Origin of the sequence: Enterocloster sp. 210928-DFI.2.20, from assembly GCF_020554465.1 — a bacterium.
In the GTDB taxonomy this organism is placed as follows: Bacteria; Bacillota; Clostridia; order Lachnospirales; family Lachnospiraceae; genus Enterocloster; species Enterocloster bolteae.
Genome location: NZ_JAJCHK010000002.1, coordinates 318,641 through 343,296 on the forward strand (window position 1 = coordinate 318,641; position 24,656 = coordinate 343,296).

General features: G+C 50.8%; 17 protein-coding genes. 12 read left to right on the forward strand and 5 right to left on the reverse strand.

Going from position 1 to position 24,656, the window contains the following annotated elements; all coding sequences use genetic code 11:
• The first annotated feature begins 97 nt into the window (after nt 1-97).
• Together hflK and hflC are read left to right on the forward strand one after the other, a co-directional pair.
• Nucleotides 98-1,300 (forward strand): FtsH protease activity modulator HflK, encoded by a 1,203-nt coding sequence (hflK, locus tag LI015_RS04185; protein WP_117625374.1) that lies wholly within the window; start codon nt 98-100, stop codon nt 1,298-1,300.
• Entirely contained in the window at nt 1,300-2,181 is an 882-nt protein-coding gene (hflC, locus tag LI015_RS04190; RefSeq protein ID WP_002568476.1) for a protease modulator HflC, read from the forward strand. The genes hflK and hflC overlap by 1 nt, the downstream gene beginning before the upstream one ends.
• 126 nt (nt 2,182-2,307) lie before the next feature.
• On the opposite strand, the gene LI015_RS04195 is transcribed toward hflC, so the two are convergent.
• A complete protein-coding gene (locus LI015_RS04195) occupies nt 2,308-3,234 on the reverse strand; it encodes a LysR family transcriptional regulator (protein WP_002568475.1) in 927 nt (308 codons plus the stop codon).
• 192 nt (nt 3,235-3,426) lie between these two features.
• Between LI015_RS04195 and LI015_RS04200 the strand changes: the two genes are divergently transcribed.
• From LI015_RS04200 to LI015_RS04230, 7 genes are all read left to right on the forward strand, one after another.
• The gene (locus LI015_RS04200) at nt 3,427-3,891 is read left to right on the forward strand and encodes an Lrp/AsnC family transcriptional regulator (RefSeq protein WP_002568474.1); all 465 of its coding nucleotides are present in this window, start codon (nt 3,427-3,429) and stop codon (nt 3,889-3,891) included.
• 44 nt (nt 3,892-3,935) lie between these two features.
• On the forward strand, nt 3,936-4,778 hold the full coding sequence (locus LI015_RS04205; RefSeq protein ID WP_002568473.1) for an aminotransferase class IV: 843 nt from the start codon (nt 3,936-3,938) through the stop codon (nt 4,776-4,778).
• Between the two features lie 94 nt (nt 4,779-4,872).
• On the forward strand, nt 4,873-5,835 hold the full coding sequence (locus LI015_RS04210; protein ID WP_002568472.1) for an FAD:protein FMN transferase: 963 nt from the start codon (nt 4,873-4,875) through the stop codon (nt 5,833-5,835).
• Nucleotides 5,836-5,935: 100 nt separating this feature from the next.
• The gene (locus tag LI015_RS04215) at nt 5,936-6,364 is read left to right on the forward strand and encodes a GtrA family protein (protein WP_002568471.1); all 429 of its coding nucleotides are present in this window, start codon (nt 5,936-5,938) and stop codon (nt 6,362-6,364) included.
• A 15-nt stretch (nt 6,365-6,379) separates the two neighbouring features.
• On the forward strand, nt 6,380-9,526 hold the full coding sequence (locus LI015_RS04220; protein WP_227124207.1) for a YfhO family protein: 3,147 nt from the start codon (nt 6,380-6,382) through the stop codon (nt 9,524-9,526).
• A gap of 99 nt (nt 9,527-9,625) precedes the next feature.
• Nucleotides 9,626-11,017 (forward strand): argininosuccinate lyase, encoded by a 1,392-nt coding sequence (argH, locus tag LI015_RS04225; protein ID WP_227124208.1) that lies wholly within the window; start codon nt 9,626-9,628, stop codon nt 11,015-11,017.
• A 109-nt stretch (nt 11,018-11,126) separates the two neighbouring features.
• On the forward strand, nt 11,127-11,819 hold the full coding sequence (locus LI015_RS04230) for a Crp/Fnr family transcriptional regulator (protein WP_227124209.1): 693 nt from the start codon (nt 11,127-11,129) through the stop codon (nt 11,817-11,819).
• Between the two features lie 105 nt (nt 11,820-11,924).
• Here LI015_RS04230 and LI015_RS04235 read toward each other — a convergent pair whose 3' ends face one another.
• From LI015_RS04235 to LI015_RS04250, 4 genes are all read right to left on the reverse strand, one after another.
• Nucleotides 11,925-12,938 carry a DUF4340 domain-containing protein gene (locus tag LI015_RS04235; RefSeq protein ID WP_227124210.1) on the reverse strand — a complete coding sequence of 338 codons (1,014 nt, stop codon included), beginning with the start codon at nt 12,936-12,938 and terminating at the stop codon, nt 11,925-11,927.
• Nucleotides 12,939-13,027: 89 nt separating this feature from the next.
• Complete coding sequence (locus LI015_RS04240; RefSeq protein WP_227124211.1) at nt 13,028-14,419, reverse strand: GldG family protein; 1,392 nt, start codon at nt 14,417-14,419, stop codon at nt 13,028-13,030.
• Nucleotides 14,420-14,424: 5 nt separating this feature from the next.
• Complete coding sequence (locus LI015_RS04245) at nt 14,425-15,291, reverse strand: ABC transporter permease (protein ID WP_002568465.1); 867 nt, start codon at nt 15,289-15,291, stop codon at nt 14,425-14,427.
• Nucleotides 15,288-16,388, reverse strand: a complete 1,101-nt coding sequence (locus tag LI015_RS04250) for an ABC transporter ATP-binding protein (protein WP_227124212.1) — start codon at nt 16,386-16,388, stop codon at nt 15,288-15,290. The genes LI015_RS04245 and LI015_RS04250 overlap by 4 nt, the downstream gene beginning before the upstream one ends.
• A 272-nt stretch (nt 16,389-16,660) precedes the next feature.
• On the opposite strand from LI015_RS04250, the gene tkt reads away from it, so the two are divergent.
• The 3 genes from tkt to LI015_RS04265 all read left to right on the forward strand — a co-directional run bounded on the left by tkt (nt 16,661) and on the right by LI015_RS04265 (nt 24,610).
• The gene (tkt, locus tag LI015_RS04255; RefSeq protein WP_002568463.1) at nt 16,661-18,643 is read left to right on the forward strand and encodes a transketolase; all 1,983 of its coding nucleotides are present in this window, start codon (nt 16,661-16,663) and stop codon (nt 18,641-18,643) included.
• A 212-nt stretch (nt 18,644-18,855) separates the two neighbouring features.
• The gene (locus LI015_RS04260; RefSeq protein ID WP_227124213.1) at nt 18,856-22,224 is read left to right on the forward strand and encodes a response regulator; all 3,369 of its coding nucleotides are present in this window, start codon (nt 18,856-18,858) and stop codon (nt 22,222-22,224) included.
• 127 nt (nt 22,225-22,351) lie between these two features.
• Entirely contained in the window at nt 22,352-24,610 is a 2,259-nt protein-coding gene (locus LI015_RS04265) for an extracellular solute-binding protein (protein WP_227124214.1), read from the forward strand.
• Nucleotides 24,611-24,656: the final 46 nt, after the last annotated feature.

The following is a 24,656-nucleotide window of genomic DNA, read 5'->3' on the forward strand; positions in this document are numbered from 1 at the left end:
GGAATTATAAAAATATTGGAAACTGGAGAGAAATGCTATCCGGTATGTGAAACTTATGGTATACTTCTCTAAAATGACTGAGAAAGGGGAATACCGGATGAATTTTTTCATGGGTAAGAAGTTCGTGGGACCTGGAGGTGGTAAAAAAGATCAGGGACCGGAAGTAGTATTTGACAACGGGGAAGAAAGCAATAAGAGGATGAAGCGGATGCTCCGCCCCATAAAGATAGCCATTGCAGTGGCTGTTCTGGCCATTGCGGCCTTTGATTCTTTCTATACCCTGTCAGAGAACGAGATGGCAGTGCTTACCACCTTTGGCCGTCCAAGCAGCGTCACTACCTCGGGACCCAAGTTCAAGGTGCCTTTCATACAGAAGGTACATAAGATGTCCAAGGAAATCAAGGGCATGCCCATTGGATATGACCCGGATTACAATGCACAGAACCATGCGGACAGCGAGAACAATCCGATAACGGTTTCGTCTGAGTCAGAGATGATAACCAAGGATTTTAACTTTGTGAATGTGGATTTTTACATTGAGTACCAGATTGTGGACCCCATTAAGGCGTATATCCACAGCGACACGGCCATTCCGATTTTAAAAAACCTGGCCCAGTCCTATATCAGGGATACGGTGGGCTCCTACAGCGTGGACGAGGTCATCACCACCGGCAAATCCGAGATTCAGGCTAAGGTGAAGGCACTGCTGTCTGAGCGCCTGGAGCAGGAGGACATCGGCCTGGGTATTAACAATGTGACCATCCAGGACGCGCAGCCGCCTACAGACGCTGTAAACAATGCGTTTAAGGCAGTTGAGGATGCGAAACAGGGCATGGATACCAAAATCAACGAGGCCAGGAAGTACCAGTCCGAGCGGCTACCGGCAGCCAATGCAGAGGCGGACAAGGCTGCAAGGGACGCGGAAGCCTACCGCCAGCAGAGAATCAGCGAGGCAGAGGGGCAGGTATCCAGGTTCAACGATATGTACCAGGAATATGCAAAGTATCCTCTTATTACAAAGAAGAGGATGTTCTATGAGACCATGGAGGATATCCTTCCAGGGCTTAAGGTCATCATAAACGGATCAGACGGGACACAGACCATGCTTCCCCTGGACTCCTTTGTCTCCGGAACCCAGAGCAGCACCGGCTCTTTGGCAGGTTCATACAACAGCCAGGCAAATCAGCCGGACCAGACAGGACGGGCAAATCAGGCAGGGGCCGACAGCGGCAGCCAGTCCGGCTCCTATGACCAGGAGGAATTGTATGAGGGCAATGACCAGAACGGAGGTGGACAGTAATGAAGACATTGACTAAATTTATGAGAAACATGGGAATCATTGTTATCGTGCTCCTGGCTGTCACCATTTTCAATCCGCTGGTGGTCACAAAATCCAACGAGTACTCCCTGATTATTCAGTTCGGAAAGGTGGTCCGGGTAGAGAATTCGGCAGGACCATCCCTCAGGGTTCCCTTCCTGCAGTCTGTGCAGAAGATACCTAAGTATAAGATGATTTCCGACCTGTATCCAAGCGATGTAACCACAAAGGATAAAAAGGTAATGACCGTTGATTCTTTCGTCATATGGGATATCAATGATCCGGTGAAATATCTGGCGTCACTGAACGCCAGCAAGGAAAAGGCGGAGGTCAGGCTGGGGAACGTGGTATATAACTCCATCAAAAATGTGCTTTCCTCCACCAACCAGGCGGATATTATATCAGGCCGTGACGGGAACCTGGCTAAGACCATCACGGAGAATATTGGTGATGCCATGGATTCCTATGGCATCCACATCTATGCGGTGGAGACAAAGAAGCTGGATCTTCCCGATTCCAACAAGGAGTCCGTGTACCAGAGAATGATATCTGAGCGAAACAACATCGCGGCCCAGTATACGGCTGACGGCGATTACCAGTCATCCCTGATTAAGAATGAGACGGATAAGACGGTAAAGGAGACCATAGCCAAGGCCAACGCTGAGGCAGAAAAGATCAAGGCGGAGGGCGAGGCCAGATACATGCAGATATTGAGCGATGCCTACAATGACGAGGCAAAGGCCGACTTCTATAATTATGTGCGATCCCTGGATGCCCTTAAGGCTTCCATGAAAGGGGACAATAAGACTGTCATACTGAACGAGGACAGTGAGCTGGCGAGGATTCTCTCTGGGTCGTGGTAAAACGGATTACACTATATAAATAGGAACAAACTAAATAGGAAAAAACGGGATTTAAGAGTAAACGAAAAGCCCGTCAGCCGCTCAATGAAGGGGCTGACGGGCTTTTATGTACGTGCGCCCGGCGGGTCAATCGGAAAGACGGCTTACCATCCGTGAAAGGCACCGGAGAAACTCCTCCTCTTCCTTGGAAAAGCGGTATCCGTTCCTGTAAATCAGCAGGTCCTTGTGGATGTTTCCGGGATAACTGCATGTCTTTTGAATCAAACCTGAGGAGGTGAGACAGCCGTAGGGCACAGGCGAGGTCCACATATAGGAACCAGGCAGCTGGCGCAGCAGCTCAAACTGGCTTCCCCTGTCATAGATGGAAACGGTTTTCTTGGAGTTGCCGCCGGTGGCAGAGGCATCCTGGGCCTCAAAGGTAAAGGAAGGATTCTGGATGTCGCCCTGGACGATTTCAATGTAATCGGTAAAATCCAGGTAAGTCAGCTTGTCCCTGGAGGCAAGGGGATGGCTGGGGGACATAAGGACATTGCAGGAAAATTGCCACAGTTCCTTCCACTCCAGGTTCTCATCCTGGAGAAGCTTCATATAATAAGATTCATACAGGGCCTGACAGCGTATAATGCCCACGTCAAAGGTCTTGCCTGACACACCCCGGATGGTGTCCCTGGAATTGGTTTCCATGTAATGTACATTGACAGAGGGACAGCTGTCCATATGCTTAAGAAAATCAGAGAAGGCATAGGAAATATAGGTGGCTCTGGGAACACACAGATTCACCTCCAGGGCTTTTTCGCTGTTCTTCACGCACAGGGCCTCAATCTGTTCCTCCTGGACCAGGATTGCCTTTGCATAGCGCAGGAACTCCTCACCCTTCTTGGTGGGAACCATCCCGCGGCTGGTCCTGTCGAAAATGTCACAGCCCAGGTCACGTTCCAGCTCACGGATGATTTTACTCAGATGAGGCTGATTCATATAAAAATTCTGAGCCGCCTTAGTGATGGACCCAGTTTTTTCCACTTCTACCGCATATTTCAAATAAGAGAGATTCATAGTACAACTCCTGGATGATTTGTGTTATAATGTCCACGAAGCCTGTGACCCGGACAAAGGGCATAGCCCGGCGGCAAGGCGCACTGCGTACCGGGCAGTCACGGCGAGGGCAGTGCAGAAAATGCATTCTATCCACCTACCAGTATATACTACGAAATCACATTTGAAAAGCTAAAATAACAGGGGGACAAGATGGATAAACTTGACTATAAGATACTGAACATCCTAAAAGAGAACGGAAGGGAGACAGCCTCAGACATCAGCAAAGCCATTCATTTGTCCGTATCGGCCGTACTGGACCGCATCAAGAAGATGGAAGAGTCCGGCATCATCAAGGGCTATACGGTAAGGGTGGATGCCAAGGCCCTGGGGAACGATGTCACAGCCCTAATGGAAATCAGCCTGGAACATCCCAGGTTCCATGACTCCTTCACCGAGGTGATCATGGATCACCCTAATATCCTGGACTGCTACTATCTGACCGGAGATTATGACTTTGTGCTGAAGATATCCTGCGCCTCCTCCGATGAGCTGGAGCGCATCCACCGCACCATCAAGAGCATACCCGGTGTGTCTGCCACCAGGACCCATTTCGTTCTGAAGGAAATCAAAAACATGTATTCCGCCATACCGGAAGAAGAGAAAAAGCGGTTTTAGCATCATGTTTCAATGAATATTTTATTATAAAGGAGATTACATATATGAAAACGCTTGGATATTATAATGGAAAGTACGACGAACTGGAGAACATGAGCGTTCCCATGAATGACAGGGTATGCTGGTTTGGAGACGGTGTATACGATGCAGGTCCCTGCCGCAATTACAAGATTTTTGCAATTGACGAGCACGTTGACCGCTTCTTCAACAGCGCAGGCCTTATCAAGATGCAGGTGCCGTGCACAAAGGCAGAGCTGAAGGCGCTGCTTCAGGATTTGGTCAATAAGATGGATACCGGAGATCTGTTTATCTATTTCCAGGTAACCAGGGGTACCGCTGTCAGAACCCATGAATTTCCGGAGAACGTGCCAGCCAATCTCTGGGTTATGTTAAAGCCCATGGGAACACCGGACCTGTACAAGAAGATTCGCCTGCTTACCCAGGAGGACACCCGTTTCCTTCACTGCAACATCAAAACCCTGAATCTGCTGCCCAGCGTCATGGCTGCCCAGAAAGCAAAGGAAGCAGGATGCCAGGAAGCAGTGTTCCACAGAGGCGACCGTGTGACGGAATGTGCCCATAGCAACTGCCATATCCTGAAGGATGGAATTCTCTACACGGCTCCTGCGGACAATCTGATTCTTCCGGGCATTGCAAGAGCCCACCTGATTCGCATTTGTAAGAAACTGGAGATTCCTGTAAGCGAGACTCCCTATACCCTGAAGGAGATGATGGATGCGGACGAGGTTCTGGTGACATCATCCACCAAACTGTGTGTGGCTGCCAATGAGATTGACGGCACGCCGGTGGGAGGCAGAGCGCCAGAGACACTTAAGAATATTCTGGACGCTGTGATGGATGAGTACATGGAAGAGACCAAAGCCTGATGGGGCTGCCTTGACTTTTACATGCCCGGGTGCTAGAATGTAAGGCATGAAAAATACAGGATTAAAGACAATAATAACAGCAGGTTTGATTATCATGTGCACGGCTTGGCTGGCAGGATGCAGCAAGAAAGTTGCGGATCCTGTCACCAGGTCGTCTTTTTTGTTGAACACATTTGTCACCGTCACCTTATACGATTCAGAGGACCAGACCATTCTGGACGGCTGCATGACACTCTGTTCCGACTATGAGAAGCTGCTCAGCAGAACCCTGGAGGGCAGCGAGATTTACAAACTGAACCACCGCAGGCCGGGCGAGAGGACCATCACGGTATCGGAGAAAACAGCCCAGGTACTGTCGGAGGGGCTGGAGTACTGCCGTATGTCCCGGGGGGCCTTTGATATAACCATAGAGCCCTTAAGTTCCCTGTGGGATTTTACAGGAAAGACGCCTCATGTGCCGCCTGAGGAAGAGATTGAGGCGGACCTTAAAAAGGTGGGCTATGAAAACGTGCTCCTGGACGGCAGACAGGTCACCTTTCTCAATGATGAGACAACCATTGACCTGGGCGCCATAGCCAAGGGGTTTATAGCAGATCAGATGAAGGCATATCTGGAAGAAAACGGTGTGAAAAGTGCGGTCATCAATCTGGGAGGAAATGTGCTCTGCGTGGGAAAACGGCCGGACGGCGCCCCTTTTAAAATAGGACTCCAGAGGCCGTACGCAACTCATACAGAGACAGTGGCGGCATTGAAAATAGACGACATGTCAGTGGTTTCCTCAGGGGTGTACGAGAGGCATTTTGTGGAGAACGGTGTCAACTATCATCATATACTGGATCCGGCTACCGGCTACCCATATGAAAATGGGCTGACCCAGGTATCCATCATTTCCCCCAGGTCAGTGGACGGGGACGGACTGAGCACCACCTGCTTTGCACTGGGATTGGAAGAGGGCACCAGGCTCATAGAATCCATGGACCAAATCTATGGCATATTCCTTACGGAAGACGGGGAACTCCATTACACCAGGGGAGCCGAGGATTTCCTGGACAGATAATGGTTTTTTCTTTACAATTCCATGATGCTACCATATAATAGAAGGGATTATTGCTCCAGGGATTGTGTGTGTGCACTCTGGAACAGGGCAGGAGCAGAAAATGTTACGTAAACTATGGGAAAAATGTGTTAACTACGAGACTGTAAGCTACATTATATGCGGGTTTCTCACCACGGCAGTTGATTTTGCGGTATATGCCCTGCTGAGGCAGATTGAGATAGGCGTAGGCCTGTCCCAGGCCATGTCATGGCTGGCGGCTGTGCTGTTTGCCTATGTGGTGAACAAGCTTATTGTGTTCCGCAATTATAATCTGCGGCCTTCCTACCTTGTGAAGGAAGTGGGTGCATTTGTGGCTGCACGGGCGTTCTCAGGAGCCGTTACCTGGGTGCTCATGGTGGTCATGGTGAAATTAGGCGGCGACAGGGGAATGCTGTATGAGCTGTTCTGCAAATTCACATCCTCTGTAATCAACATGGTACTGAACTATATTTTCAGCAAACTCTGGATATTCAAGAATAAGCCTGAATAGAGAAAGGTGACTGTGATGGAACGTGAAGAGATAGAACGGGTTGAACGGGAGCTTGACGCAATCCTGAAGCTTGTGCAGCCAGAACCGACCATGCAGGATAAAGCCCGGGAGGAAGCGCTCTCAAAGGAGCCGGTTTCCGGCGGGGATAAAACGACATCAGAGGAATATTTAACGGAAGAAGGCACACTGGAGGCGTATCTTTTCGGTGATGATTCATCAGAGGAAAATGCTTCGGAATATGATGCGGCGGATAAATATGCGGCAGATAAATATGCGGCGAATAAGTATGTAGCGGATAAATATGCAGTAGATAAATATGCGGTAGATAAATATGCGGTAGATAAATATGCGGCGGATAAGTATACAGCGGATAAATATGCCGCAGATGAATATGCGGCGGATAAATATGCGGCAGATAAGTATGCAGCGGATAAATATGCCGCAGATAATTATATAGCGGATAGATATACAGCAGACGAATATACATCAGAGGAAGACGAATACGGAATGGAAGAAGAGAATGAGACTGCCGGACAGGACAGGCAGCAGTACGATAAGAGAGAGACAGGGATGTCACAGACAGAAAACAGGCGCGGACTTCGGCTGCTAAAGCCTTCAGATGGTCTTGTGGCAGCATTTTTTGTCCCAGTGGTGGCCATGATTATCATATTTGCCCAGAGAGGTATCTTTCCATTTGGGGAAGAGTGTTTTCTCAGGACGGATATGTACCATCAGTATGCCCCGTTTTTTTCAGAGTTCCAGTATAAGCTGACCCATGGGGGAAGCCTGCTTTACAGCTGGGATATCGGCATGGGGGTGAATTTTTCTGCGCTCTATGCCTATTATCTGGCCAGCCCGGTAAACTGGCTTCTGATATTATGCCCGAAGAAGTTTATCATTGAGTTTATGACCATACTCATTGTTCTCAAGACAGGATTGTCCGGCCTTAGCTTTTCGTGGTATCTGAAGAAACACTTTGGAGTTAAGAAGTTCGGCGTGGGCTTTTTTGGTATTTTTTATGCCCTTAGCGGTTATATGGCTGCTTACAGCTGGAACATCATGTGGCTGGACTGCATCATGCTGTTCCCGTTGATTCTGCTGGGTCTGGAGCAGCTGGTAAAGGAGAAGAAGGGGACGCTTTACTGCATCACACTGGGCCTCTCCATCCTTTCCAATTACTATATTTCCATCATGATTTGCATTTTCATGGTTATCTATGTGATTGCGCAGATGACGCTCAATCCGCCCAAAAGCTTTGGGGAGTTCATGGGAACAGGGCTGCGGTTTGCCTTCTATTCCCTTTTGGCAGGCGGTCTTGCCGCGGTGGTGCTTTTGCCGGAGATTTATGCGCTGCAGGTCACGGCGTCAGGGGATTTTGATTTCCCTAAAACCTTTTCATCCTATTTCTCCATCTTTGATATGATTGCCCGTCATATAGGAAATGTGGGAACCGAGATAGGATTAGACCACTGGCCCAATATATACTGCGGTGTGGCAGTGCTTATGTTCTTCCTTTTATACCTGGGCAGCAGGAAGATTACCTTCAGGGAAAAGGCAGTGTACTGCTCCATGCTGGTTCTGTTTTACGCCAGCTTTTCAGTCAATGTGCTGAATTTTATCTGGCATGGGTTCCACTATCCCAACAGCCTTCCCTGCCGTCAGTCCTTTATTTATATTGCACTGATGCTGTTTATGTGTTACCACGCCTATATTCATCTGCAGTATATGTCCTGGAAATCGGTATGCCTGGCGTTTTGGGGGGCTGTTTCCTTTGTGCTGCTGGCAGAGAAGCTGGTGGATAATCCGGAACAATACCATTTTTCCGTGTTCTATGCGGCACTCCTGTTCATTGCCATATATGGAGGTCTGATTTACCTGTACCACAAGGGAAAATGGAGTCTGGACGCCATTCTTCTCACTGCTCTGGCCGTGGTTGCCATTGAGGCGGCTGTGAATACCGCGGTAACCAGCATCCCTACCACCAGCAGAACTTCTTATGTGAAAGATAACCAGGACGTGGAGGATCTGGTGTGGAATATTAAGTCGGATACATTCTATCGTGTGGAAAAGACAGACAGAAAGACAAAGAATGACGGCGCCTGGATGAATTTCCCGTCCGTATCCCTGTTTTCATCCACAGCCAATGCCTCCCTGTCGGATTTCTTCCGCAGGATGGGATGTGAGAGCTCCACCAATGCCTACAGCATCACAGGAAGCACGCCTCTGGTGGACAGTCTGATGTCCGTTCGCTATGGCATATACGGGGACCAGCAGCCTGCCGATGGACTTAGGGATTTGTCCGGGAGAAAAGGAAGTATGTGGCTGTATGAGAATAAATTTACCCTGCCCGTGGCATTTATGCTGCCGTCGGATGTGGAAGGAAACTGGATTTTGGATTCCGGGAATCCGGCCCATGTCCAGAACGATCTCTGCGATGTGCTGGATACAGAGCATGTACTGCTTCCCAACGAAAGTGTGACAGAGGGCAGGAAACTTACATTTACAGCCCAGGAAACCGGCGATTACTATGTGTATGTGACCAATAAGAAGGTAAAGGAGGTCACGGCTGTAATCGGAGAGCAGACCGAGAGCTTTGATAATGTGGACAGGGGCTACTTCATGGAGCTGGGCCGTATCAACAAGGATGTGGAGGTGCGCCTGGAGACAGGAGATGACGGCAGCCCGACCCTGCAGGCAGAGGTGTGGCGTTTTAATCCCCAGGCCCTGGAAGCTGTTTACGGAAAAATGAACCAGAATCCCATGGTGCTTTCCAGGTGGACGGATACGGAATTGTCAGGCAGCATCACCGCTGAGTCGGCCGGCGTTATGTATACCAGCATTCCTTATGATAAGGGATGGACCATACTGGTGGACGGCAAGGCCGTGACCCCGCGGAAAATGTTTGACACGTTTCTGGCAGTGGATATCGGTGAAGGGACCCACCGAATCAGCTTTTCCTATGAACCGGAGGGACTTAGGACCGGGGCTTGGATTACCGGAGCCAGCGCGGCTGTCCTGGGAGTCACTGTGCTGGTGGGAATCAGCCGGAAGAAGAAAAAGAACCGTGCAGTAAGCGGATACAGCATAAGAAAGAAAAGCAAAGAGAACAAAAAGGGCCAGAAAAAAGAAAATAGCAGTAAACAGGAAAGCAGCGGTAAATAGGAAAGCTGCAGCAGACCAGGAAAGCCGCAGCAAACCAGGAAAGCCGCAGTAAACAAGAATACAGGACAAAAGAAATTTAGAAATAAGGAGATAAGAGCCATGAAATTATGGGGCGGACGTTTTACGAAAGAGACCAATCAGCTGGTACACAATTTTAACGAATCCCTTTCCTTTGACCAGAAATTCTACCGTCAGGACATCAGGGGCAGCATAGCCCATGTGAAAATGCTGGCCAAGCAGGGAATTCTCACGGAACAGGACAGGGATGATATTATCCGCGGGTTGGAAAGCATTTTAGAAGACCTGGATAATGGGAAATTGGCCATATCATCCGATTCCGGATATGAGGATATCCACTCCTTTGTAGAGGGTACCCTGACGGAGCGGATTGGGGAGGCGGGAAAACGCCTTCACACAGGACGCAGCCGCAACGATCAGGTAGCCCTGGACATGAAGCTCTATACCAGGGATGAAATTGACGCCATCGAAGAGCTGGTGAAGGAACTGCTGGAAGAGCTGCTGGCGGTTATGGAGAAGAATACAGACACCTTCATGCCTGGTTTCACCCATCTTCAGAAGGCCCAGCCAATCACCCTGGCCCATCATATGGGCGCTTACTTCGAGATGTTCTCCAGGGACCGCTCCCGCCTTAAGGATATACGCAGGCGCATGAATTACTGCCCTCTGGGCTCAGGCGCCCTGGCAGGCACCACCTATCCTCTGGACCGGGAATACACGGCAGAGCTTCTGGGATTTGACGGGCCTACCCTTAATTCCATGGATTCAGTGGCTGACAGGGATTACCTGATTGAGCTGCTCAGCGCCCTGTCCACTATCTCCATGCATTTGTCCAGGTTCTGCGAGGAAATCATAATATGGAATACCAACGAATACCGTTTTGTGGAGATTGATGATTCCTACAGCACAGGAAGTTCCATCATGCCTCAGAAAAAGAACCCTGACATCGCAGAACTGATCCGCGGCAAAAGCGGGCGCGTATACGGCGCCCTGGTATCCATGCTGACCACTATGAAGGGGATACCTCTGGCTTACAACAAGGATATGCAGGAAGATAAGGAGCTTACCTTTGACGCCATTGACACAGTAAAGGGATGCCTGGCCTTGTTTACCGGCATGATTTCATCTATGAGCTTTCGGAAAGAGGTAATGGAGGCCAGTGCAAAGAACGGCTTTACCAATGCCACGGATGCGGCGGATTATCTGGTGAATAAGGGAGTGCCTTTCAGGGATGCCCACGGCATCGTGGGACAGCTGGTCCTTGCTTGCATTGCCAAAGGAATTGCCCTGGATGATCTCAGCCTGGAAGAATACAAGGCCATCAGTCCGGTGTTTGAGGAGGATGTATATGAGGCCATCAGCATGAAGACCTGTGTGGAGAAGCGCCTTACCATAGGGGCTCCCGGCCAGGAGGCCATGAAAAAAGTCATTGGGATATATAAAAAACAGCTGGAAATGGATGATGTCCGGTGATGTTGAATGAGATTTTATCTCACAAAAAATCCCTCTTGACGGAAAAATCTCTTGATTATATAATATTTACAGCAAAAGAGTTGTAAATGCAACGGAAAGAAGGGCAAATATGGAGGAATGGCTGTCTCTTGTGAAAAAATCTCCGCTATTTTATGGCATAAATGATGACGAGCTCTATACCCTGTTAAAATGCTGTGCCTCGGAGCAGGTGCTTTATGAGGATGGGGAATACATTTTCCGCATGGGAGAATCCGTCAATAAGGTGCTGGTTCTGCTGAGGGGGAAGGCATGCGTTATCCAGGAGAATTTCTGGGGACATCAGGAACACATATATCATATAAAGGAAGGGGAGCTCTTTGGCCAGTCCTATTCCTGCGCCAGGACCCCGGTGCTGCCGGTGAGCGTGGTGGCAGAGGGGGGATGCGAGACCCTGTTCCTCAATTACCAGCGGATGATCACGTTTTGTCCTCTGGCCTGCGATTTCCATACCAGGTTCATACACAACATGCTGCGTCTGGTGTCGGAGCACAATGTGAAGCTGGAAAACAAACTGGAGCATGTGTGCCGCAGGACCACCAGGGAAAAGCTTTTGTCCTATCTGTCAGAGCAGGCCATGGCAAAAGGGGGCAGGGATTTTGACATACCCCATAACCGCCAGGAGCTGGCTGAGTATCTCTGTGTGGACCGGAGCGCTATGTCCAGCGAGCTGAGTAAGATGCGGGCTGAGGGGATACTGGATTTTCAGAAGAACCACTTTGTGCTTCATGACAGAGGTGCGGGGGATCGCAGGGAAGGGGCTTAAGGGCAATCCATATATTAGAACAGTTATAAAAAAGGGAGACAACAGGCAGAAATGCGGTGTTGTTTCCCTTTCATAATTTAGCACAACTTCATAGTATAATTCACATTACTTTGGGTAGGCAGCATTGAGACAACGCTCTGCCGCCTCTTTTGATATCAGATTCACGGCTCTGGAATCATCCTTTCTGGTATAGTAGCCTGTACCATCTTCGGTGGAACTTCCAATGGCCAATGATAAGGCGCCGTCCGCCTCTCCGTTTTCATATGTCCAGGAAAGCGTCATAATCGGCTCAGACAGGCCATAGCTGCCTAATTCCTCATCGCTTGCCTTATATGATACACAGGACTGGAACGACAAACCGCTTATGGCATCCGCCAGATTATTAAGAGCGCCATTGTCATCCAGGCGGTTGGCCTCGTCCGCGTCAGAGTCCTTATACCAGGCAATATTGCCTGCGTCATCCACGGTCTTCTTATAGAACCGTCTGGTCTGTCCGTTCCTGGATACAGTGATTTCCCGGATGTCGGTACCAGCCACATGGGGAAGGGATTCTGTCTCAACAAAATCATAAAGTCCCTTGGTAGCTGTTTCGGTCAGATAATTGCCGATGGTATAAATCTGACTGTCCCCGTCCATAGCTGCATAATACTGGGCGGGGAGCTGGGAACCGTCCGGGCCTGAACCGCCGGTACCGGGAACCTGGCTTCCCACCAGGATAGAGTGAGAAGAACCATCAGAGGAAACGGTATCAAACCGTACGGAAGGGTTATCCAGGCCATATGCTTCCGGAGAATCCGCGCCTTCCAGCTTCCGCTCAGCTTTTAAGTGGGACAGAGTATCTGACAGGGTGGTCAGGGGATATTGGCGGATGGGGCAGTCCGTATCCCCTTTATAATACCAGGTACCGCCTTCACGGGTAAAGGACAGACTCTTGCCGTCCTTTGTCCAGGACAGGGAAGACAGCTCCGGAAGGTCGGTCATATATACAGAAGCATTTTCCGGTGACAGGGCCTGTGATTCAGCATTCCTCCCCTGATGCCAGGTGATAATGGCGTAGGCTGCGCATAGAAGGACCAGGGCTCCCAGAGCGGGAACCATTGGCCGTATATGTTTCTTCATGTTTAACCTCCTTTTTATGAGCACGTAAGTGACCGTATTCCGGTCACTTACGTGCGATACATGTTATATGTGATGCGTATAAACGTGATTTATAGCTTCCGGCGCTTCAGCCAGATCACAAAGCCTGCAATCAGGAAAATGACAGGAATCACGATAATAAACAGCGCACTCCACAATCCGGCGGATGTTACCATATTATAGGTAATATCCAGACTTTTGCTGGGGATGGACAGCGGTGTGACTCCGGGCAGTCCGTTGGCCGCGGCGTTCATGAACAGAGTCAGGTTGGTGATGCTGGGGAAACGTGACAGGATGGAATCATCAATCATGCTTGGCGCTGTGATGACGGTAAGCATGGAGGATGTGCCTTCTTCCTCGTTTACAGTCTCCGTGGCCACAGCTCCCAGCACATAAGTGCCCTGCGTCTTTTCCTGCGTGGCAGGATCCACTAAAAATGCAGAATCAGAGGTAGTCAGGAAGGGCTGGACCGCAATGTCCTCCGAAGGATTTTCCTGTATGGTCATACCCGCAGGCTGGACCAGAAGGGCCGCTGCGGAGGAATCAATTCCTGAGAGAAGGCTGCTGGCAAAGTCGTAATCCGGAATTACATTAAAGGGATTATTGTTGTAGTAATGCTGGGGAGCCGGGTCGGCCACAAATCCATTTTTCAGGTCCATTCCGTACTGGGAAATGAAATCTGTCAGATTGGACAATGTATCCTGGGTACAGCCGGCAAGGAGCAGCATGCGGCCGCCGTTTTTCAGGTAATCGGTCAGAGTTTCTTTTTCATCCGCGGAGATATCCTTGACAGGTGCGTTCATGATGAGAAGGCTGCAGTCCTGGGGAACGGCTCCCTGGGTGAGCAGATTCAGATCGGCTGCATTCATGCCGGATTTATCCATGGCATCTGAGACGGCTGACGAGAGGGCGGTTTCCCCGTGTCCGGTCAGGGTATATACGGTCGCCGCTGTATCGCTTGTGACATAGCGGATGGCGCTGGTAATCTGTCCTTCACCGTCAAAGGCGGTTTCCTTGATTTGCCCGTACTGGTAGTAAACCATGGGGTCAAACTGGATGATATGGTCAAATGAAATGGATGTTTTTTTTCCGGTGGACTCGCAGGATACAATCAGATTGCCGGGCTCTGTGTCCAGGGAAGCAAGTACATCCGGGTGAAGCACAGGGTCATTGGCTTCCACCGAAATATGCGGGGAAAGGTCCTTATACAGATTCACAAAGGATGTAATCCTCTCATCCACTGAGTTGGGATCGGCCACAATATGGATGGTAACGTCTCTGTCCAGCTGTGCCAGGATGTCCCTGGTTGTATCACCCAGGGTAAGGATTTTGTTGGAACTTAAGTCATGTTTCAGGTATTTGGCAGGAAGCTTTCCCACTATCAGATTGAGTACAATGACAGCGGCAATGACCACAAGGGTGAACAGTGCCATATAGCTGCCTTTTTTACATTTTCTGGTCATATGATTCAACTCCATCTTCTTTTCTCGATTGACTGGACCGTCAGGAACAACAATATACCGGCCACACTCAGATAATAGACAAGACCGCTGACATCCAGCATATGGCTGCTGACAATGCCGTCAAATACGTCTGTCAGTACGATTTTTCCCAGAAGTCCGGTCAGAGCCCGTTCAAATATGCTCTGCTTTACGAAAAAGGTTCCTATAAGGACTGCCGCTCCGGCTGCTTCCAGTCCAAGGGAAAGGGGGATATGGCCGGTCAGCCGGTATAGGATAAAACACACCAGGGTCCACAGGATAAGGAAACCGACCAGGGAACCTGATGCGGCAGCCGGTATAAAGTTTAAAAGCCCTGGCCAGAGGATGCTGAGCAGCAGTATGCCGAAGGTCCCTGCAGCGGCTATGAGCTGGCTTTCCGTAAGGGAGGAGATGAAAAGCCCAATGGCAATATACACACATCCCAAAAGGAAGAAGGCCAGTATAGATGCATAGTCCTCGGTCAGATAAGCGGTGCCGGCGCTTCGGATGATAAGGGGACAGAGGCAGGCAATGGCCATGGGGACAGCCAAAATAGTGACCATGGAAAGAAATTTTCCCATAACAATGCCCCATACGGACACAGGGGAGGTGAGAAGCAGCTGGTCTGTCCGCGCCCTGTGTTCATCCGACATGCTGCGCATGGTCAGAATCGGCACCGCAATCATAAGTATCATCAGGATGGAATTAAGTGTATAAGAAAAATAGGGGTAACCGTTAATCATATTGTAAACCATGAAATAAATGCCCATGAACATGGTCATGAAAGCAATGAAAACATAGCCTGTCATGGAGCAGAAATAGGATTTCAGCTCCCGCTTATAGATAGCTCTCATTGGGAATCCTCCTCCTTTGATGGGTCTGTGGGGTCTGTGACGCCTTTGTCCTCCCGCAATTTCGGGGAGTCCTCTGTCAGCTCCAGGAATATTTCTTCAAGGGATGCCTTGGAGGGAGCCATGGACAGGATGGGAAGTCGGTGATTGGCCAGGGCGTAAAAAATGGTTTCGCGGATATCTGTCTTAGCGCCGGAAGCAATGCCGCCGCTAGAAGCAATGCCGCCGCCGGGAGCAATGCCACCGCCGGAACCAATACCGCTCCCCGAAACACTGCTATCTTCATCCCCTCCAAACTGCAGATTCACCACACAGGTGCCTGCCTCGCCTCCGGCCCCTATACGCTCTATGGACAGACCGTGAATTTCCTCCAGCACAGGCATTACCGTTTCCTCGCTGCCTTTTACCGTCAGCTCCAGGCCCGCGGCGCCTTTTAAACGTTGTTCCAGGTTTTCAGGAGTATCGCTGGCAATCAGCTTTCCGTGGGCAATAATCATGATATGGTCGCAGACAGCGCTTACTTCAGACAGGATGTGGGAGCTCAGGATGACGGTATGCTGTTTGCCCAATCCCTTTATCATATCCCGTATCTCAATGATTTGTTTCGGGTCCAGTCCCACAGTGGGTTCATCCAGGATGATAACAGAGGGCTTCCCTAAAATAGCCTGGGCCATACCCACCCTCTGGCGGTAACCCTTGGACAGATTTCGGATCAGCCGTTTTCTGACATCCGTAATCTTAACCAGTTCCATCACTTCCTGTATAGCGTCCTTCTGCCCTGCTTTCGGCAGCTTTTTAAGGCAGGCCGCAAATTCCAGGTACTCATCCACGGTCATATCCATATACAGAGGCGGAATTTCCGGCAGATACCCGATGCGTTTTTTTGCGGCTTCAGGCTCTTCCAGTATGTCGTGGCCGTCTATGATGACCTGGCCCTCTGTGGCGCCCAGATAACCGGTCATGATGTTCATGGTAGTGGACTTCCCGGCTCCGTTAGGGCCCAGGAAGCCGTATATCTGGCCGTCTTCCACCCGGAAGCTTAAATGGTCCACTGCCAGATGGCCGCCGTAATCTTTTACAAGATTTTTTACTTCAATCACTGATTGTGTCCTCCTGTCAGTTTTTTATAAACATATACACCAAACAGTTTTAAAATTAAAATGTGATGAAAATGTGTTTAAATTATAATCTTTTTATAACAATTGTTTTTAAATTTGCAAAATAACGCAAAGAACCGCAAAATGTTGCACTGATTTTTGCGAGAAAAAGTATTGCCCTGCATGGATGGAATTGGTATAATAAAGGGCAGTTGGTAAAAAAATAACATCTATGATGCGTGGGCCCCCTTGGGGGCACCGGAATGGAGGGAACTATGAATCAGATTGATACCATGTCAGTCAATGCAATCCGCGTTCTGGCAGCAGATGCTGTACAGAAAGCCAAATCAGGCCACCCAGGTCTTCCTTTGGGAGCCGCAGCCATGTCCTTTGAGCTGTGGGCAAAACATATGAACCATAATCCTAAGAATCCGGGATGGGAGAACAGGGACCGTTTTATCCTTTCAGGAGGCCATGGCTCCACACTGCTGTATTCCCTGCTTCATCTTTTCGGCTACGGCCTTACAAAAGAAGATATGATGAATTTCCGCCAGATGGATTCTCTGACACCGGGACATCCGGAGTATGGCCATACAGTAGGCGTTGAGGCCACCACAGGCCCTCTGGGCGCAGGCATGGGCATGGCAGTCGGCATGGCTATGGCCGAGTCCCATCTGGCAGCTGTATTCAACAAGGACGGATATCCGGTTGTTGACCATTATACCTATGTGCTGGGCGGCGACGGCTGCATGATGGAGGGCATTTCCTCCGAGGCGTTCTCACTGGCAGGTACCCTGGGACTGGGCAAGCTTATTGTATTTTATGATTCCAACCGTATTTCCATCGAGGGAAGCACGGATATTGCATTTACAGAGAACGTGCAGAAGCGCATGGAAGCCTTTGGATTCCAGCTGATTACCGTTGAGGACGGAAATGATCTGGATGCCATCGGCAAGGCCATCGAGGAGGCAAAGGCAGATACCGCACGTCCGTCCTTCATCACCGTAAAGACCCAGATTGGCTACGGCTGTCCCGCTAAGCAGGGCAAGGCCAGCGCTCACGGCGAGCCTCTGGGAGATGACAATGTAAAAGCCATGAAGGAATTCCTGAACTGGCCGTCTATGGAGCCTTTCTATGTACCGGATGAAGTATATGCCAATTATAAGGCATACGCTGAGAGAGGCGCTGAGACAGAGGAAAAATGGAACGCATTATTTGCGGAATACTGCGGGAAATATCCGGAGATGAAGGAATTATGGGATAAATTCTATAATCCCAATCTGGCTAATGATGTTTATGACAGTGAAGACTACTGGGCATTTGAGGACAAGCCGGATGCTACCAGAAGCCTGTCCGGCAAGCAGCTTCAGAAACTTAAGAACCTGATGCCGAACCTGATTGGAGGAGCAGCAGACCTGGCTCCGTCCACTAAGACCTATATGGCTGATATGGGGGACTTCTCCAAGGATAACTATGCCGGACGCAACCTGCATTTCGGCGTCCGCGAGCTGGCCATGTCCGCTATCGGAAACGGTCTTATGCTTCACGGCGGCCTGCGGGCATTTGTGTCCACCTTCTTTGTGTTCAGCGATTATACAAAGCCGATGGCAAGGCTGTCTGCTCTTATGGGTGTGCCCCTTACCTTTGTATTTACCCATGACAGCATCGGCGTGGGCGAGGACGGACCAACCCATGAGCCCATCGAGCAGCTGGCTATGCTGCGCGCCATGCCTAACTTCCATGTATACCGTCCGGCGGATGCCACGGAGACAGCTGCTGCATGGTACAGCGCCGTATCTTCCAAAAAGACTCCTACGGCTCTGGTACTCACAAGACAGAACCTGCCGCAGCTGGCCGGATCCAGCAAGGAGGCATTAAAGGGAGCCTATATACTGGAAGATTCCGCAAAGGAAGTTCCGGATGCCATCATCATTGCCACTGGTTCCGAGGTGGAGCTGGCAGTGGGTGCAAAGGCAGAACTGGCAAAAGAGGGCGTGGATGTGCGTGTTGTCAGCATGCCGAGCATGGACGTGTTCGAGGAGCAGCCTGAGGATTACAAGGAGAAGGTCCTTCCAAAGGCAGTTCGCAAGAGAGTGGCGGTAGAGGCACTGGGCGATTTCGGATGGGGCAGGTATGTGGGCCTTGACGGAACCACCGTCACCATGAAGGGCTTTGGCGCCAGCGCACCAGCGGGACAGCTCTTTAAGAAATTCGGATTTACGGTTGAGAACGTTGTGGCAGCCGTGAAGTCACTGTAGACATAAACAGCTGCTGCTCAATGGCAGTTAAAACCGGACCCATGAAGAACAAGCTGCTTCTTCATGGGTCCGGTTTCATTTAAAGCAGGATAAAGATATATTCAGGCGGCACTGTGCGTATTTGTAAAATTGACAAATAGCTTCCCAAATAATATAATATTATTCAAAGCTGTTTAAAGTTATATGGTTTCCGGAAAAGCGAGGTACGGCAGATGAAACAGATACGAAAAAAACATAAGTTTTCTCTGCCGATAACCATCACAGTCTGTATCGCCCTTGCGATTGTCTTTTACTTATCATTATCTTATTTCCTGGAAGGATACCGCAGGGACATCTACGACCGCATCATCAATTCCAATATCTCTGCGCTGAAAGAGACAACCAGCACCCTGATTTCCAAGACAACCGAAGGTTTTGACCATTGCCGGCATGAGATACGCGTGCTGGGAATCGGCATGTCCGAAGAACTGAAGGAAAATGGTTTTGACTCCATTGACGGCCTCAGCAACGGGGACCGCAGTTATCTCAGGGATTTTAACAAAGTGTCTGTGTTCGATTACTGCGTACTGCTGAATGAATCAGGCCGCGGTGTCTACAGCCAGGGGGATAGTGTGAAACCCATCAACCTGTATTCCAGTCAGGCCTATGTGGACTGCCTGAACAGCCCGGACGGGGAGGCGATCAGCTTTATTTCAGACCCGTTCAGCGCTTCGGGGCAGGATGTGGTGGCATTCTCCTGCCGCGCGGGCTCTGTCATGCTGATTGGAATTTACAGCCAGGAATCCTTCCGGGCCCTTTATGATTCCACTGCGTTCGGGGACAATGCTTCCTATATGATCACCACTGACTCAGGTCTGATTCTCTCCCGCACCCATGTGAATCAGGCGCTGGGAGATACCCTTAATCTGTTTACATATTTTGAAGAAAATCCCATGAATGAGGAATTCTTTACACCGGACGCCCGGGGCAGCACGGAATATGAGAGGGTGCTCTCTGATTTCAGGGACGATAAAGGCGGCAGCGCCGAGATTTACTTTGGGGATTCCCGCTATGAGCTTGTGTATGCGCCCATCCCGCGGACCGGCTGGGATTTCATTTCCTGTGTCTCCTATGACCACATTACGGCGGACGCGGCGCAGATTAACCAGGAGACCATCCAGCTGACCATGTTTATCATTGTGCTGATGCTGGGCATGTTTCTGGTGATTGTAATTATGCTGGTATTCGTGGTGCGCGCCAACGCATCCAGGGAAGCTGTTCGCCGTGACCGTATTTTCACCCTGATGACCCATTATGTGCCCAATGTGATTGTCATTGCTGACAGTGAAAGCGGTGCTATTGAGTATGCGTCCCGCAACACGGAACAGGTCCTGGGGATTGAGGATGCATTTGGAAATGCTATAGAAGATAAGTTCTTAAGCTGTATCAGCGGCAGCGACCGCCAGGCGGTCCTGGACCTGATAAGCCGGGTCCGCAAGGGAGATTGTGCCAGCGGAAGCCTGAAGCTGCATTTTACCCGGCCTGACACCCAAAGGGATATCGTGCTGTCCCTTAACGCCTATCTGATTTCGGAACAGGACAGCAGCCAGCGCTTTATCACTGTGACTCTGGAGGATATCACGGAACGGGAGCAGTCCCGCAGGCGCCTGGAAGAGGCGCTGGAGAGCGAGGCACGGGCCAATGCTGCCAAGAGTACTTTCCTGGCCAGTATGAGCCATGATATCCGTACTCCCCTGAATGCGGTAATCGGCCTGACCAATCTGGCCCTCTATTCACCGGAGGACAGCAAAAAGGTGACCGAATGCCTTCAGAAAATCGCTAATTCCTCCCAATTACTGCTGGGACTGATTAACGATGTGCTGGACATGTCCAAAATAGAATCCGGCAAAATGCAGCTGGCAGAGACAGAGTTTGAACTGGGTGAATGGCTGTCCGGCGTGGTTACGGTGACCCAGTCCCAGACAGGCGTGCGCAACCAGCATTTTGACGTCAATGTCTGGAACATTACCCATGAATTGCTGTGCGGGGATACGGTGCGCCTGGGGCAGGTGCTTACCAATGTGCTGGGAAATGCGGTGAAGTTTACGCCAAAGGACGGGGAAATCTATCTGGATATCACGGAGGTACCATCACAGGATCCTTCATTTGCCAGCTTTGTATTCCGGGTCAGCGATACCGGCGTGGGCATGAGCCGGGAATATATGGGCCGGATTTTCGAGATGTTTTCACGGGACCAGAATTCTTATAAACAGGGAATCCAGGGAACCGGCCTGGGCATGGCCATTACCAAGCGCATTGTGGATCTGATGGGCGGCACCATCCGGGTGGAGAGCGAGCCGGGAAAGGGCACCACCTTTACCATTGGGCTTTCCATCCGTTTAAGCAGCCGCCATGTGCCTCTGGCCGCAGGCTGCGCCATGCTGGTCATCGGCGAGCCGGGAAGTGAGGAAAAGTGCAGGGATGCAGTGGAAAAGCTGGAGGAAATCGGTGTGGATGCTGCCTGGGAGACAGACTATCAGGCAGCTGTTTCCCTGGCGGCCCAAAAGAGGGCGGCAGGCCGTCCTTTCTCCATGGCATTTCTTCCCTATAAAATGCTCCGCTTTGACCGGACCTTAACCGGAGAACAGCTGAAGCGGGATTTAGGCGGGGATACGCTTCTGCTTCTGGGACTGAAACCGGATGAGCAGGAGCTGTTTGAGGAGATTAAGCAGAAGGGATTTAAATATACAATCAGCCTGCCTCTGTTCCGGATGAGCCTGTACCGGAAAATTACCGGAATGCTGGGACAGGGGGAGAGCATATCCGGCGGACTGGCAGGGGAGTTAAAAGGCATGCGTTTGCTGGTGGTGGAGGACAATGCGGTCAACCTGGAAATCGCAGTGGAAATGCTCTCCGGACTCATGGGAGCGGCGGTGGATACTGCCCGGAACGGAGAAGAGGGATGCACCCGTTTTCTGGATGCACCTGAGGATACATATGACGTGATTCTCATGGATTTACAGATGCCGGTTCTGGGAGGACTGGATGCGGCCCGCAGGATACGGGAGAGCATCCATCCACAGGCAGCGTCCATCCCTATTATAGCCCTGACAGCCAATGCCTTTGAGGAGGATCGCAGGGAAGCTCTTGAAGCAGGGATGAATGGTTTTGTTCCAAAGCCCATAGACTTCGCGGTCCTGGCAAAGGAGATTGGCCGGGTGCGGCGTGAGGGCCGCTGCCTGCGGCTTTTGTTGGCGGAGGACAATGAACTTAACCGGGAGATAGCAGCAGAGCTGATACGGGCCGACGGCCAGCAGGTGGATGCGGTGGAAAATGGACACCAGGCACTGGAGGCATATCTCAATGCTCCGGACGGCACATATGACGCCATCCTGCTGGATTTGCGCATGCCGGTCATGGACGGCTTTGAGGCAGCGGCAGCTATCCGCAGCAGCCAAAGAAAGAGTGCCGGATCCATTCCTGTCTTTGCGTTTACATCCAGCAGTGAGGATGAAGTGCGGTCAGAGGCGGCGCGGGCAGGATTCGGCGCTGTACTGACAAAGCCCATCAATATGGAACAGCTGCGGGGCCTGCTGGGCTAAAAGGGCTGTCCCTGAACGGCTGGGGCAGCCGGTACGGCCGGAGCTGTGGGGATGGACAGGAGGATACCCGGTACGGCAGCGAAACGTGATTTACGAAAACCATACCCGGGGAAGAGGGAGAATAAATATGAAGAAACGGATGGTAATAGGGCTGTTTCTGGCGCTGGTGCTGATATCTGCTGCAACCGGATGCACGGCCGTTTGGGATACCGGGGCCACAGAGGATAAGAAACAGAGCGGCGCGCAGCCGGCTGAGGAGCCGGTTGTGCTGCATGTGTACAATACCATGGGTGAGAATATCAATACGGAGCAGGCGGAAGCCTATATCCACCGCACGATGCCCGGAGTTAAAATTGAGAGCACATATGAAATAGCGCCAAAGATGGAGAATGCCCAGCTGGCAGCGGTGCGCAGCGGAGGCGGCCCGGAAATCCTCTATACACAGGATTATTATACCTATGTCCAGAGCGGTTATCTGAAGGATTTGACCTCCGAACCATTTTTGAAGAACTACATGATCAGCGCCTTAAATGATGCGGAGGTAGGGGGTAAGGTATATGCCCTTCCGGTTGGAAACGGGTATATCTCAGGGCTGATGGTGAACAGACAGCTCCTGGCGGATATGGGATATGATATGCCCCGGACACAGGAAGAGTTTATAGGGCTCTGCCGCCGGATTCAGGAGAGAAGGGAGGAGACCGGGGTACGGGCCTATGCCTTTGGGATGCTTTACAATGACGCAGCAGCAGTGGTGGCCATGCCCTTTCTTCTGGATGCGTACACGGACAGCGAATATGTGCAGTGGCTGAATCTGTACCGGAATAATCCGGCAGGGGTTTCCTTTGAAAATCCGGCATTTGCCCGTGTCCTTAAGGGAATTGATGAGCTGGAAAGCATGGGGCTGTATGAGAACGGCGACTTCCTGATGAGCAGCAAACAGAATCTGCGGGAGGTGGTTCGGGGAAACGCAGTCATGTGTTCGGTGAGCTATGTGGACTACGCGGTTCATTTTGAAGAGAAGCTCAGGGATGTGAACGGGGTCCCAAGCTTTAAAATAGAAAAGGACGGCAAACAGGTATGGGTGAAGGCCGAGGACTTTGTATTCATACCATATATGGGAAGAACCAGGGAGGATCGCTGGCTGGCCACCAACGGGGACTGGTATCTGGGAATCAATGCAAACATAACAGACGAGACTGTCCTCAGGGCCTGCCGCCTGTATCTGGAATATGTGGCCTCCACAGAGTTTGCGCCGGAATATTACAGTGCTTCGGTTCCCGTGGGCGCTACCACCTACTACCGGCGGGATGACACATTAAATTATGATTATTTTCAGAATACCCATCCTGAATTTTACCAGTGCCTTACAGAACACTCCATTGTGAAAAATCCTTACCAGTTTTACGGTTCGGATTTGTTTACCTTTGCCCTGCGCCATTACCTGTGCGGACAGAACTATTATGCGGGTCTGGAAGGCGCCAGCTCCTACATGAAGATTGGCGGCACAGAGGGGATGCTGGAGGCGCTGGAAGAATACCGCACTACAGGGAAAAACCGTTACCAGGTCCCGGACCATGTGGTCGGGAAGACAGATAAGACATACAATTATGTGCGTATATTTTCCCGCTCCAATGAATCAGCTCTGGGAAACCTGCTGGCTGATGCCCTGCGCCAGTACACGGGCGCAGATCTGGCCGCCATCAATGCAGGAACTCTGACAGCGGAGCTTGAGGAAGGGGAGATAACAGAGTCTGATTTGGCCACCTCCATGCTCTACGGCCTGAACAACCATGTGGTCACTGTGCGCTGCAAGGGCGCGAACCTGATATCCATACTTTCCACCAATAACCTGACCGATGCGGTGAGAGCGGACCAGTCCAGTGTGTTCGGCGGCATGGTGATTCCCTCCGGTTTCACCTATACCATTACCTACGAACCGCTGGAGGATAATGCGTATGGGGGACAGGCGGAAATCAGCGATGTCCGCCTGTCAAACGGAGAAACGATAGACCCTGACGCCTGGTATACGGTGGCGACCACGGATTATGAGCTGGGGGGAAGCGACGGCTGGGACGCGTTTACGGTGTTACCACCGGACAAGCCGGCTCAGCTGCCTGAGGGGATTGCCCTCTACCAGACCTTTGACCCTGGAAATGAGAGCGCATGCAGGTTATTTGACCTGAGTACGGACACCTATGACGAGCAGTATCAGCAGATAACGGACTGGGCCAGAAATCAGCCCAACATCATTGACGCGGTGATTGCCTATATTGAGAGCCATAGTGAAAACGGAGTGCTTGAGCCGGTCACCATCGACGGAAGGATCCGGATTGTCAATATGCCGGAGGGGCTGGATGTGGAGAAAAACAAGATCCGACTGGATTGACGGCGGGGAAGGAGAATTCCTGGCGGCAGGAGCAGCCGGCTCTTTC

Bases quoted from the DNA above. Each gene is read 5' to 3' on its own strand.
- LI015_RS04230 (WP_227124209.1), top strand. From the start codon at position 11,127: ATGGAGGAATGGCTGTCTCTTGTGAAAAAATCTCCGCTATTTTATGGC.
- LI015_RS04265 (WP_227124214.1), top strand. From the start codon at position 22,352: ATGAAGAAACGGATGGTAATAGGGCTGTTTCTGGCGCTGGTGCTGATA.
- tkt (WP_002568463.1), top strand. From the start codon at position 16,661: ATGAATCAGATTGATACCATGTCAGTCAATGCAATCCGCGTTCTGGCA.
- LI015_RS04200 (WP_002568474.1), top strand. From the start codon at position 3,427: ATGGATAAACTTGACTATAAGATACTGAACATCCTAAAAGAGAACGGA.
- hflK (WP_117625374.1), top strand. From the start codon at position 98: ATGAATTTTTTCATGGGTAAGAAGTTCGTGGGACCTGGAGGTGGTAAA.
- hflC (WP_002568476.1), top strand. From the start codon at position 1,300: ATGAAGACATTGACTAAATTTATGAGAAACATGGGAATCATTGTTATC.
- LI015_RS04220 (WP_227124207.1), top strand. From the start codon at position 6,380: ATGGAACGTGAAGAGATAGAACGGGTTGAACGGGAGCTTGACGCAATC.
- LI015_RS04215 (WP_002568471.1), top strand. From the start codon at position 5,936: ATGTTACGTAAACTATGGGAAAAATGTGTTAACTACGAGACTGTAAGC.
- LI015_RS04260 (WP_227124213.1), top strand. From the start codon at position 18,856: ATGAAACAGATACGAAAAAAACATAAGTTTTCTCTGCCGATAACCATC.
- LI015_RS04205 (WP_002568473.1), top strand. From the start codon at position 3,936: ATGAAAACGCTTGGATATTATAATGGAAAGTACGACGAACTGGAGAAC.
- argH (WP_227124208.1), top strand. From the start codon at position 9,626: ATGAAATTATGGGGCGGACGTTTTACGAAAGAGACCAATCAGCTGGTA.
- LI015_RS04235 (WP_227124210.1), bottom strand. From the start codon at position 12,938: ATGAAGAAACATATACGGCCAATGGTTCCCGCTCTGGGAGCCCTGGTC.
- LI015_RS04245 (WP_002568465.1), bottom strand. From the start codon at position 15,291: ATGAGAGCTATCTATAAGCGGGAGCTGAAATCCTATTTCTGCTCCATG.
- LI015_RS04195 (WP_002568475.1), bottom strand. From the start codon at position 3,234: ATGAATCTCTCTTATTTGAAATATGCGGTAGAAGTGGAAAAAACTGGG.
- LI015_RS04210 (WP_002568472.1), top strand. From the start codon at position 4,873: ATGTGCACGGCTTGGCTGGCAGGATGCAGCAAGAAAGTTGCGGATCCT.
- LI015_RS04240 (WP_227124211.1), bottom strand. From the start codon at position 14,419: ATGACCAGAAAATGTAAAAAAGGCAGCTATATGGCACTGTTCACCCTT.